Annotated in this window: 12 protein-coding genes; 7 read left to right on the forward strand and 5 right to left on the reverse strand. The window is 45.3% G+C overall.

All coding sequences use genetic code 11. The features are described from left to right. Nucleotides 1–108: 108 nt before the first annotated feature. From gerKA to gerKB, 3 genes are read left to right on the forward strand one after another with little or no spacing between them, the layout of a single operon-like run. Nucleotides 109–1,743 (forward strand): spore germination protein GerKA, encoded by a 1,635-nt coding sequence (gene gerKA, locus EFK13_RS02285; protein WP_129506711.1) that lies wholly within the window; start codon nucleotides 109–111, stop codon nucleotides 1,741–1,743. Continuing rightward, entirely contained in the window at nucleotides 1,733–2,956 is a 1,224-nt protein-coding gene (locus EFK13_RS02290; protein WP_129506710.1) for a Ger(x)C family spore germination protein, read from the forward strand. The genes gerKA and EFK13_RS02290 overlap by 11 nt, the downstream gene beginning before the upstream one ends. A 24-nt stretch (nucleotides 2,957–2,980) precedes the next feature. Next, complete coding sequence (gerKB, locus tag EFK13_RS02295; RefSeq protein ID WP_129506709.1) at nucleotides 2,981–4,105, forward strand: endospore germination permease GerKB; 1,125 nt, start codon at nucleotides 2,981–2,983, stop codon at nucleotides 4,103–4,105. A gap of 102 nt (nucleotides 4,106–4,207) precedes the next feature. Here the strand turns inward: gerKB and EFK13_RS02300 are convergent, their stop codons facing one another. Both EFK13_RS02300 and EFK13_RS02305 read right to left on the reverse strand, forming a co-directional pair. Next, nucleotides 4,208–4,888, reverse strand: coding sequence for an ABC transporter ATP-binding protein (locus EFK13_RS02300; protein WP_075750126.1), 681 nt, complete (start codon nucleotides 4,886–4,888; stop codon nucleotides 4,208–4,210). A gap of 15 nt (nucleotides 4,889–4,903) precedes the next feature. After that, entirely contained in the window at nucleotides 4,904–6,376 is a 1,473-nt protein-coding gene (locus EFK13_RS02305; protein WP_129506708.1) for an ABC transporter permease, read from the reverse strand. 212 nt (nucleotides 6,377–6,588) lie between these two features. Here EFK13_RS02305 and yclJ point away from each other — a divergent pair, with 212 nt between their 5' ends. The 4 genes from yclJ to phrC all read left to right on the forward strand — a co-directional run bounded on the left by yclJ (nucleotide 6,589) and on the right by phrC (nucleotide 10,091). After that, nucleotides 6,589–7,272 (forward strand): two-component system response regulator YclJ, encoded by a 684-nt coding sequence (gene yclJ / locus EFK13_RS02310; RefSeq protein WP_129506707.1) that lies wholly within the window; start codon nucleotides 6,589–6,591, stop codon nucleotides 7,270–7,272. Then, nucleotides 7,259–8,674, forward strand: a complete 1,416-nt coding sequence (yclK, locus tag EFK13_RS02315; RefSeq protein ID WP_129506706.1) for a two-component system sensor histidine kinase YclK — start codon at nucleotides 7,259–7,261, stop codon at nucleotides 8,672–8,674. The genes yclJ and yclK overlap by 14 nt, the downstream gene beginning before the upstream one ends. A 162-nt stretch (nucleotides 8,675–8,836) precedes the next feature. Further along, a complete protein-coding gene (gene rapC, locus EFK13_RS02320) occupies nucleotides 8,837–9,985 on the forward strand; it encodes a response regulator aspartate phosphatase RapC (RefSeq protein WP_064814577.1) in 1,149 nt (382 codons plus the stop codon). Beyond that, nucleotides 9,969–10,091 (forward strand): phosphatase RapC inhibitor PhrC, encoded by a 123-nt coding sequence (gene phrC / locus EFK13_RS02325; RefSeq protein WP_129506705.1) that lies wholly within the window; start codon nucleotides 9,969–9,971, stop codon nucleotides 10,089–10,091. The genes rapC and phrC overlap by 17 nt, the downstream gene beginning before the upstream one ends. A 98-nt stretch (nucleotides 10,092–10,189) precedes the next feature. Here the strand turns inward: phrC and EFK13_RS02330 are convergent, their stop codons facing one another. From EFK13_RS02330 to EFK13_RS02340, 3 genes are all read right to left on the reverse strand, one after another. Continuing rightward, nucleotides 10,190–10,279, reverse strand: a complete 90-nt coding sequence (locus tag EFK13_RS02330) for a YjcZ family sporulation protein (protein ID WP_015482794.1) — start codon at nucleotides 10,277–10,279, stop codon at nucleotides 10,190–10,192. A gap of 154 nt (nucleotides 10,280–10,433) precedes the next feature. Beyond that, nucleotides 10,434–10,544, reverse strand: coding sequence for a YjcZ family sporulation protein (locus EFK13_RS02335; RefSeq protein WP_129506704.1), 111 nt, complete (start codon nucleotides 10,542–10,544; stop codon nucleotides 10,434–10,436). A gap of 153 nt (nucleotides 10,545–10,697) precedes the next feature. Then, nucleotides 10,698–12,062, reverse strand: coding sequence for an aspartate kinase (locus tag EFK13_RS02340; protein ID WP_129506703.1), 1,365 nt, complete (start codon nucleotides 12,060–12,062; stop codon nucleotides 10,698–10,700). Between the last annotated feature and the right edge of the window lie 43 nt (nucleotides 12,063–12,105).

Genomic DNA, 12,105 nt, shown 5'->3' on the forward strand with positions numbered 1-12,105 from the left:
TTTTAGTGTCTGTCTATATCAGAGAAGTTATACAGCTGCCATCAGCATGCATAATCTCAACCCCAAAAGGAAGAATATGAGAAAACGACAAGGAAAGGTATTTTGTGTATGCCTTTATTTTCTAAGCAAAAGGACAAGAACGATTCGAAAGATAAACAGAAAACAGAAGAAAAGAATCAGGCTCAGCAGCAAGAAAAAGAAAGGCCGGTTCTCGTTTCTCCCAGATTGGCAGAAAATATAGCGGAAACGAAGAAGGAAGTCGGAAGCAGCTCGGACGTCATCGTTCGTGAGATTAAAATCGGGGAGCAGGACCGTGTCCATCTGGCCATTATTTATATTGCGGGGCTGGTCGATAATAACACAATCCATGAATCCTTAATCGAGCCTTTGGTTCAGGATGAATCTATCCAGAATTCTCATGTGATCCAGCAGATTCTTGAAAAAACGCTCCCGCTGGGCGGTGTAAAAGCGGAGAAGAGCTGGGACAAGCTTTTTTCTGAATTAATGCTCGGCAATGCGCTGGTTTTCGCAGACGGTTTTGAAGAGGCCCTGATTTGCAGCACACAAGGGGGAGAGCAGCGTTCCATTCAAGAGCCGAGCACCCAAATGTCATTCCGCGGTCCGCGCCAAGGGTTTACAGAATCTCTGCAAACCAATATATCCATGATCCGGCGATACATTAAAAATCCAAATGTATGGGTAGAGAAAATGAAACTTGGATCTGTAACCCATACGGATGTCGCACTCATGTACATTCATGGCATTTGTGATGAAAAGGTGCTGAAGGAAGTGCGCTCGCGGCTGAAAAAAATAGATATTGACAGTATTTTGGAGTCTGGATATATCGAGCAGCTGATTGAAGATGAAACCTTTACAACGTTTCCGACCATGTATCATACAGAACGCCCTGATGTTGTAGCGGGAAATCTGTTAGAAGGAAGATTTGCGATTGTTGTGGACGGAACGCCGTTTGTTCTGATTGCCCCTGCCTTATTTGTTCAATTCTTTCAGTCTGTTGAAGATTACTATTCGCGTTTTGACATTGCGACAAGCATACGGGTTCTGCGGGTTTTAGTCTTTTTTATTTCACTTGTGGCTCCGGCCGTTTACGTGGCAGCCACAACGTTTCACCAAGAAATGATCCCGACGCAGCTGTTAGTCGTCATTGCGGCCCAGCGGGAAATTGTTCCCTTTCCGGCTGTTGTCGAAGCCCTTACGATGGAGGTTGCTTTTGAGATTCTGAGGGAAGCCGGCGTCAGGCTGCCGCGTGTTGTCGGCTCTGCGGTATCGATCGTGGGGGCGCTCGTGATCGGGCAGGCTGCCGTACAGGCCGGCATCGTCTCTCCGGCCATGGTCATCATCGTTGCGCTCACCGCGATTGCGAGCTTCGCGACACCCGCATTTGCCATGGCGATTTCAGCCCGCCTTATTCGGTTTATCTTTATCATTGCCTCCTCTGTTATGGGATTTTACGGGCTGATTTTAGGCATTATTATGATGTTTGTGCATTTATGCAGCCTGCGCTCTTTCGGCGTTCCTTACATGTCGCCGCTTGCGCCTTTTTCTTCTCAAGGGGTAAAGGATACGCTGTTCAGGGTTCCGTGGTGGGCTGATGAAAAAAGGCCGGAATCTGTCAGTAAGGAAGATAAGGTGCGGCAGGGGCAAGATCAGCGGCCGGAGCCCGACGGTTCACGCGGAATGGTGAACAAAGACTTGAAAGAAGGAGATCAGAATGGTACGTAAATGTCTATTAGCCGTTCTTATGCTTTTGAGCGTCATTGTGCTGCCCGGTTGTTGGGATAAGCGGGAGCTGACGGATCTTGCGATTATCTCGGCGATCGGCATCGATCGGACAAACGAAGGCAACTACGTGCTGCATCTTCAAATTATCAATCCCGGAAATGTCGCCGGAGGGCTTCAGGGAGGCGGTGCCGGAGACAGGCCGCCTGTATCTGTCTATTCAATTGAAGGAGACAACATGACGGAAGCACTAAGAAAAGCTTCCATGAAGGTATCCCGGCGGCTTTACTTTGCCCATACTAATCTGGTCGTGATCAGCGAAAAGCTGGCGAAAGAAGAAGGCTTGTATGTTGTGTTAGATAATCTTGACCGGGACACAGAATTCAGGACAACGGCGACACTTGTCGTTGCCCATAAAACAAAAGCGGAAAATATCGTCAAAATCCTGACGCCGATTGATAAAATTCCATCAAATAAAGTCAATAAAACACTCGACTTCACTGAGGCACAATACGGACGGGTGGTCAAAACCAATATTCAGGACGTCACGAAAACGCTGGCCGCCTCCACAAGGGCGCCGGTGATTCCGGGATATATGATGATTGGTGATGATAAAAAAGGAATCAGCATGGAAAACACGCAGGCGACTGACCCGAAAGCGATTCTTCAGGCAGACGGTTTGGCGATTTTTAATAAGTCAGGGCATTTAAAGTATTGGATTGAAGATGATGAAAGCGTGGGGGCTGTTTGGCTGATGAATAAGGTTCAGCATACGTTTATTAATGCTGACTGGGACAAGACGAAGGATGCCGTCAGCTTGCAGGTCACCCATCAAACTACAAAGCTGGTGCCTGAGATGCGGAACGGACGGCCGCGCATGCACATACACGTGACGGTTGAAGGCATAATAGACGCTGTCAAATACCCTTTCCAATTGTCTAATCCAAAGGTGCTGGCCGCTCTTGAAAAAGCCCTCAACAAAGAGCTGGAAAATGAAATCAGCGATACTGTGAAAAAGGTCAAGAAAAACAAAATTGATTTTATTGGTTTTGGTGACACGATTTATAGAAAGTATCCAAAGCAATGGGAAAAAATGAAGGACACCTGGGACAAAGAGTATTTGCCCGATCTGCCTGTCGATGTGAAAGCGGAGACGTATATCAGAAGAACGGGATTGCGAAACGATCCGCTCAAACATCAGCTTGAAGATAAATAGGTCTGGAGAAAGGGGAAATGGCAGATGGAAAAAGCCAAAATCAGCATAAGGCAGCTGTTTGTCATGATTATCATTTTTGAGCTGGGCAGCTCCTTATTGATTACACCGGGAACGATGGCGGGCAGAGATGCTTGGATAGCGGTTCTGTTGGGCTGTGCGGCCGGTTTGTTTCTTTTCTATTTGTACCAAGGCATTTATCAATGCTACCCGGAATCTTCCCCGAAAGAATATATGGATGATATGCTCGGAACCAAGCTGAGCTGGATGTTTTCATTTCTGTATATCTTGTACTTTGCCTATATTGCCGCGCGGGTGCTCCGTGACTTTGGAGAAATGCTGCTGACGTTTGCATACCATGATACACCTATCATTATCGTCAATGCGATGCTGATGGTAGTGAGCGTTTATGCCGTCAGAAAAGGAATTGAAGTGCTCGCCCGATCGGCCGAGCTTTTGTTCGGAGCCATGTATTTATTGGGTGCGATCGGCCTCGTGCTGATTATTGTCTCGGGTTCTATGGACCCGCATCATTTAAAACCGGTTTTAGCAGACGGCATTTATCCTGTCATTCACTCCGTATTCACGCAGACGATGTACGTTCCGTTTGGTGAAGTTGTGTTATTTGTGATGATTTTCCCTAATTTGAATGACAGAAAAAATGTGAAAAAAACGGGGATGATCGCCATGGCTATTAGCGGATTGCTTGTAGCGCTCACCGTGGCGATTAATATCAGCGTGCTTGATGTTGATCTTACACTTAGGTCTCAGTTTCCGCTTTTAAGTACGATCCAGACGATCAAGGTTGAAGAATTTTTAGATCGGCTCGATGTGTTTTTTATGCTGGCGCTGATTATCGGCGGTTTTTTCAAAGTCAGCCTTTACTTGTACGCGGTAGTGGTGGGCACGTCCACGCTCTTTAAGGAAAAGAACCCCTCTCAATTGGCTTACCCGATGGGATTGGGCATCTTAATCCTTTCGATTACGATCGCGACGAACTTTTCGGAGCATTTGAACGAAGGCTTAAAAGTAGTGCCGCTGTATATACATTTGCCCTTTCAGATTTTGTTTCCGCTCTTTCTGTTTATTTTGGCTGTTTGGAAAAAGAAGCGAAGAGAGAAATCAAATGGATCGGAAGCAAAAAAACAATAAAAAGAGCGGGGGGATGCAGCCGCCGCTCTTTTTATGTTCACTTCTATATAAAAGGGGGATATAGGTTGCGCCCCTGTCTGCACTGGCAGAGGCGCGTTTTTGTTATACGACTGCGACGTTTTCCTTCACAGTAAAGCTTCCTCTTGAAAGTCGGATGTTGATGTCCGATACTTTGGCAATTTGCTCATCGTGCGTTACCATGATGACGCATTTATTTTCCTTGTGCGCCAGATCTTGAAAGAGCCGCACGATTTCTTTTGATGTATCCTCATCAAGGTTTCCGGTCGGCTCATCGGCTACGATGAGATCCGTGTCACAGCAGAAAGCCCTTGTAATCGATACCCGCTGCTGCTGTCCGCCGCTGAGTGTCAGCACTTTTTGCCGGGCTTGTTTTTCATTGATGCCGACCTTTTCCAGCATCTCCAGCGCATAAGCTTCTTTGTTCTTTTCTTTAGAACCTGTGATGTCCATTGCGGTTGTGACATTTTGCAGAGCCGTCATATATGGAAGCAGGTTGTACGCCTGAAAGACAATGGATACATATTGATTTCTGAAATTTGTTAAGCCGATTTTGGAAACCGCTTTTCCATCGTAAAGGATGGTTCCTTCTTTTGGTGCGTCAAGTCCGCCTGCCAGAGACAGGAAAGTGGTTTTCCCTGTCCCTGATGTGCCGACGATTGTATAGAATTTTCCTTTTTGAAAGCTGATGTTGATATCCTGAAACAACGGCTGGCTTTTGTCTTTATACCAGTAGCCGACTTGTTGAAATTCTAATAAGCTCATAGGTTTCGCCTCTTTCTATTCCTGTTTTGTCAATATCGTTTTCGGATGGAGCCGCAGTACTGAAATCGACGGCAGCAATGTTGCGATGATGGCGATTAAGATGCCGATTCCGCCAAGAACAAGCATGTCGTTCATAGACACCGCGACGTTCAGTGAATCGATAACGTCCACGTTTGATGAACTGTGGCCGAACATTCCGCCGCCCATGCCGCCACCGCCATGCATTTGTCCGCTTTGTCCGCTTGCGGTTTGCGTTGAATCAGTTGATGAACTGATCTGCTGGGATAAAAGCTGATTTCCGAGCTGGTTCGCGACTAGATTTCCCGTCACCGATGCAAGGCCGATTGCGATAACTGCCACAATCAGAATCTCCGTTAAGAACTGTCCGATTAATTTCCAGCGTTTCTCACCGATGGCCATTAACACGCCCATCTCATATTTGCGCTCTCTGATTGACATCATGACAATCAGGCCGAGAATGACAGCGCCCGCCACTGATACAAGATACACGACGTTTTTAGAGAAGGAAGCCACATTTTCAATCGGGCCGACCATTTGCTGGTACAACTGATCGTTTGTATTCAGTGTGTACGTATCGAAGTCAATGGATGTTTTCTTCGCTGCTTTTACAAAAGCATCCATGTTTTCCGCATCGTCCATATCATAAACAGCTGAGTCAATCGTATTTTTATAGTCGTCGCCTTTCAGCGCCGCTGTTGCTGTGTACGGTGTGTAAAGCTTGTTGTAAGGATTTAAGAAAGAGAAATTCTGGGCTTGGTCATCGCCTGAAGACGTTGTTTTATAGATACCGACAATTTTCAGTTTTACTGTTGTATCTTCATCAGTTGCTGATTCAATCGTGATCGAATCGCCAACGCTTAAATCATTTTCTTCCGCTAATGTTTCGTTGATCACTGTTACTTTTTTGCCGACATCTGATTTTGTAATCGCGCGTCCGTCTGTGATTTTTGAATCTCCATCAGAGAAATCATCGACTAACGCTGTGCTGATGACACCTTCAATCGAAAGATCGGCTTGAACCATTTGCGGTCCGCCTTGTCCGCCGCCTTGGCTGTTTTTAGCATTTGAGCTTGAACTGCTCGAACTGGAATCACTTGAACTGGAGCTTGAGCTTTCAATCGCATCAAAGTTTCCTGCGTTGGCTGAAGCTGATGTGATGTAGTTGTAGCTCTTCACATGATCGAGTGCTGCAAGTTTATTCGCATCAGATACTTTGATCGGTGTCGATTCGAAGCTGCGTTTTTCTCCGCTGCCCTGCTGTTTTTCCATTTGCTTTTGGCGGTCAACCTGAAGCGTCACGCTACCGCCAAGCTCCTGTCTGGCCAGTTCGCTTGATTTTTGTGCTGCCGACTGGATGGTGAGGCCTGACAGAACAAAGACACATATGACTGTAAACACAAATAATTGCAATAACGTTTTTCCCTTTTTAGCCTTCATATTCCAAAAGGCCCGTTTGATAAAGTTCATTTATGTTCCTCCGTATAGGTTTTTTTATTGATAAGGCCGCCTGTGGGGCGGGCCCGCTTGTTGATAAATTAATAGTAGTCCAAAGGTATGAAAAAAATATGAACAATCTATTTCTAGTTGATGAAATAAAAACTAACAATTGTGAAACACAAAACCTTCTGTATAAAATGGTGCTATTATATAGAAAAGCATCAGCACAACCGGAGGAAACAATGAAAATATTAATGATAGAAGATAATGTTAGTGTATGTACGATGACGGAGATGTTCTTTTTTAAGGAAGGGTTTGAAGCGGAATTCGTTCATGACGGGTTAGAGGGATACCAGCGTTTTACGGAAGAAAACTGGGATCTGATCATTTTGGACATTATGCTGCCATCCATGGACGGCGTGACCATCTGCAGAAAAATAAGAGAGACAAGCACAGTGCCGATTATCATGCTGACCGCCAAAGACACGGAATCTGATCAGGTCATTGGTTTTGAGATGGGGGCGGACGATTATGTCACGAAGCCGTTCAGCCCGCTGACATTGGTTGCCCGCATCAAAGCCGTCAACAGAAGATATCAGGCGACAGGCAAGGCGGTTATTGATGAAGATATGATTGAATCGGAATGCTTTACAATTAATAAGAAAACGAGAGAAGTATTTTTAAACGGAGAGCCTGTAGAAAACCTCACACCGAAGGAATTCGATCTGCTTTATTACCTCGTCCAAAATCCGCGGCAGGTGTTCTCCAGAGAACAGTTGCTTGAGCAGGTATGGGGCTATCAGTTCTACGGAGATGAGCGCACCGTCGACGTTCACATTAAACGGCTGCGGAAAAAGCTTGCCAGCGAGGAGCAGCCTTTCCTATATACCGTGTGGGGAGTAGGGTATAAATTTGATGAAGATTAAATATTTATACCAGCTGCTGCTGAGCCATATCAGCATTTTGATTTTAGCGTTTGTCATTGTCATTTCGCTATTTTCTCACTTTGTGAAAGATTTTGCCTATCAAAATAAAGTAGAGGAACTGACGTCATATGCGGTGCAGATCGCAGATGAATTCCAAAACGGTCGCGTTGATATGCACAGATTATATCCTTACCAGGATTTGCTGAGCACGAGAAAGACACAGTTCATGCTCTTTGATGAAAAGCAGCGCCCTTATTTCATGCCTGAAGGCTTTCCGCCTAGGGAAAAGCTGAAGAAATCAGAATGGAATAAGCTGAAAAAAGGGCAGACTGTCATGATCAGAGCCGATGGCCGTTTTGATGATGAAGTGTCCCTTGTGGCGCAGCCTATATTTGTCCAGAACGAATTTAAAGGGGCCGTTCTGCTGATTTCTCCAATCAGCGGGGTGGAACAGATGGTCAACCAGGTCAATCTTTATATGTTTTACGCTGTAATCAGCACGCTTGTGATTACCGTTCTCGTCAGCTGGCTTTTGTCCAAATTCCATGTGAAACGGATCGAAAAGCTGAGAGAAGCGACGGATAAAGTGGCTTCCGGCGATTATGACATCCATCTGGAAAGCAGCTACGGAGACGAAATCGGCGTGCTGGCGTCTGACTTTACGATCATGGCGAAAAAATTAAAACAATCAAGAGATGAAATCGACCGCCTTGAGAAGCGGAGAAGGCAGTTTATCGCTGACGTATCACACGAGTTAAGGACGCCGCTGACCACGATCAACGGTTTGGTTGAAGGGCTGAACAGCCATACGATTCCTGAGGATAAGAAGGAAAAATGCTTCTCGCTCATCAGTGAGGAAACGAAGCGAATGCTGCGGCTCGTAAAAGAAAATCTGGATTATGAAAAAATCAGATCCCAGCAAATTACCTTGAACAAGCTCGATGTTCCGCTGATCGAGGTTTTCGAAATTGTGAAAGAGCACTTGGAACAGCAGGCGGAAGAAAAGCAAAACAAGCTGACGATTCAGGTAGAGGATCACATTATCGTCCATGCCGATTATGACCGGTTAATTCAAATTCTCGTCAACATTACGAAAAACAGCATCCAATTTACGCAAAACGGCAACATTTGGCTGCGCGGATTAGAAGGATATAAAGAGACGATTATCGAAATCGAGGATACGGGAATCGGCATTTCAAAAGAGGATATTGAGCATATTTGGGAGCGGTTCTACAAGGCTGATATTTCAAGAACGAACACGGCATACGGGGAATACGGACTTGGTCTCTCCATCGTCAAGCAGCTCGTTGAAATGCATCAGGGCACAGTAGAAATCAAGAGTGAAGAAGGAAAAGGCACGAAGTTCATCATCCGCCTTCCTTTAACGGCAAAGCAGCAATAACACACAGGGCGGCGGCATCGTCATTTGCAGCCGCCTTTTTTGCACACCGCTTCGGCTTATTGCGTGCTCCCGAAACAAAGATTGCGTGTTTTTCGGGTTGGGACGGTCTGCAAACATGATAAAATATGACATAAACAGTTTTTGATGGGAGAGGGTGAAGGAATGAAGAGCGGGGTAATTCCTTCTTCAGCGGTCGGTCAAAAAATTAACGAGTGGTACAAATATATCCGCACATTCAGCGTGCCGGATGCCGAAGTGTTAAAAGCTGAAATCCAGCAGGAACTGAAACACATGCAGCACGATTCCAACTTGCTGCTTTATTATTCACTAATGGAATTCCGCCACCAGCTTATGCTTGATTATCTAGAGCCGTTAGAGAAGTTAAATATCGAGGACCAGCCGAGCCTGTCTGAATTATCTAGAAACATCGACAGCAATCAGGCGGATCTCAAAGGGCTGCTCGACTATTATGTGAATTTTTTCCGCGGAATGTATGAGTTTGATAAGCGGGAATTTATTTCTGCCATTACATATTATAAACAAGCGGAGAAAAAGCTTTCCTTTGTCGCAGACCATATTGAACGGGCTGAATTCTATTTTAAGATCGCGGAAGCTTATTATTATATGAAGCAAACGTATTTTTCATTGATTAATATAAAAAACGCCTATGAAATTTATGTGGAGCAGGAAACCTATAATGTGAGAATCATTCAGTGCCATTTTGTGTTCGGGGTCAATCTAATGGATGAAAGGAATTTCGAACAAGCCGCCCGCCATTTTAAATTGGCGCTCGATATGGCCGAAGGGGAACAAAAAGCCCAGCTGGTCGGAAGAGCGTATTACAATCTGGGGTTATGCTATTACAATCAAGACCTTCTTGACCTTGCCATTGATTACTTTGAAAAAGCGGTCTCCACGTTTGAAAGCAGCAGGATCGTCAATTCACTTCCGCAAGCATACTTCTTAATTACCTTGATTTATTATAAAAGGGGAAAACATGATAAAGCTTCGGAATATCACAAGCGGGGCTATGAATATGCTAAAGAAACAGACGATGCAGACTACGCGGTAAAATTCGAGTTTTTGCAATCCCTATATCAGGATCAGCCCAATGAAGAAGGAATCGAACGATGTTTCCAATACTTAAAAAATAAAAATATGTACGCTGATATAGAGGATTTAGCCCTAGAAGTAGCAAAATATTACTATGAACAAAAATGGTTCAAACTGTCTGCTTCCTACTTTCTAAAAGTTGAAGAGGCAAGAAAACAAATACAAAGGAGTGAAGGTTTGTATGAAATTGAAATCTAAGTTGTTTGTTATTTGTTTGGCCGCAGCCGCGATTTTCACAGCGACAGGCGTTTCCGCTAATGCCGAAGCACTCGACTTTCATGTAACTGAAAGAGGAATGACGTAAGAACCGGCCCCTTCTCATGTTAGAGAAGGGGTTTTTCTTTTTAAAAAACGCCGCAAGACACGCTCTTACGGCGCCTCCTTCATGGAGATTACTTTTATTTAGTAGCCTCCTACAAATGCAGTTCCCACAATAATCAAGAGGATAAATAACACAACAATCAAAGCGAAAGAAGTTCCGTAACCTGACATCTTGTGCCACCTCCTTATGAGACTGCTTTATCTTATGCTGCAAAACCGCGGAGGACAGGGTTTTCAGGTATACTTTGAAAAATAATGAAAACAACTAAAAACGCCGCAAGACAACGAAATTGTCTTACGGCGCCCCGCAGAGATGATCAGCAGCTTAGTAGCCGCCAACAAACGCAGTCCCTACGATAATCAAAAGAATAAACAATACAACGATTAAAGCGAAAGAACTGATGCCGTAACCGCCACCGTTAGAGTATCCTGACATAAGGTTTCACCTCCCTATGAAGGATACTATAAGATATGCAAGGCCGATCAGTATGGCAGGGATAATAGTGGACAAGAAAAAAAATGAACAATTCGGCTATATAAAAATGATATAAAAAAATAGCGGACGCTTGCGTCCGCTATTTTATGTACATTAAGAGATCAGCACGCCAGCGAAAAATTCATGGTATAACGCTTGGACGGCTTTTCTTTCTTCGGCTTCTTTCACGCCGAACATCATGCTTACCTCGGAAGATCCCTGGTTGATCATTTCGATATTCACTTTTGCCTCTGATAATGCTTTGGCCGCTCTCGCCGTTGTGCCGACATTGTGGCGCATCGCTTCTCCTACAACCATAATCAGCGCGAGATGATGCTCGACAATCACTTCGTCGGCGTGCAGATCTTCTTCGATTCGTTTGATCACGCTGCGTTCAGTGGCGGCGTCCATTTGACCCTCCCGCAAGATGATGGTCATGTCATCAATTCCCGATGGAACATGCTCATACGTCAAACCGTGCTCCTCCAAGATTTGAAGGGCTTTGCGGCCAAATCCGATTTCTCTGTTCATTAAATACTTGCTGATATAAATGCTGCAAAAACCGGTATCGCTGGCAATGCCGACGACAGGCCCGTTTGTGTTATCCCGCTTGCTGACGACACGGGTGCCTTGTGCTGACGGGTTATTCGTATTTTTGATTTGTACGGGAATCCCCGCTCTGAATGCCGGAATGAGCGCTTCATCATGAAATACCGAAAAGCCAGCGTAGGACAGCTCCCGCATCTCTCTGTATGTCAGCTCGCTGATTTCCTTCGGATTTTCAACGAAGGACGGATTGACAGAGTACACAGCGTCCACGTCCGTAAAGTTTTCGTACAAATCAGCTTGAAGCCCGTTGGCAAGAATCGAACCGGTAATATCAGAACCGCTCCGTGAGAATGTGATCACATCGCCTGCCTCGCTGAATCCGAAAAAACCGGGAAAAATGATGAGACCGTCACGTTCCCGAAGACGATAGAGGTTTTGATAGGATTCAGGAAGAACTTGAGCGTTGCCGGGTTCATTTGTCACAAAAAGGCCGGCATCCTTTGGGTTCACATATTCCGCTTTGACGCCTTTATGGCGGAAATAGGCGGCGATGAGCTTGGCGTTGTTATCCTCTCCGCTGGCTTTCACCGCGTCAAGATACTGCTCGGGATTGCTTTTATCTCCTTCTAAAAGCGTAAACAAATCATCGCGGATTTTGCCGATAATGGTTTGCTCCAGCTGAAGCTCATTTGCGATGAGGGCATACCGTTCCACAACAGCTTCCGCCAGTTCAGGGGCGCTGCCTGATGCCAAATATTGTTCTGCGCATGCGATTAAGAGATCAGTCACTTTCGTATCCTCGGCATAGCGTTTTCCCGGAGCTGATACGACTACAGCTTTCCGAGCCGGATCTGAGGTTACGATGTGAAACACCTTTTCAAGCTGGGCGCCTGATGCGAGTGAGCTGCCTCCGAATTTAACGACCTTCATGTTTACATCTCCTAATGTTTAAAATTTTCACGCAAATTTAGTA

Origin of the sequence: Bacillus cabrialesii (assembly GCF_004124315.2) — a bacterium.
In the GTDB taxonomy this organism is placed as follows: Bacteria; Bacillota; Bacilli; order Bacillales; family Bacillaceae; genus Bacillus; species Bacillus cabrialesii.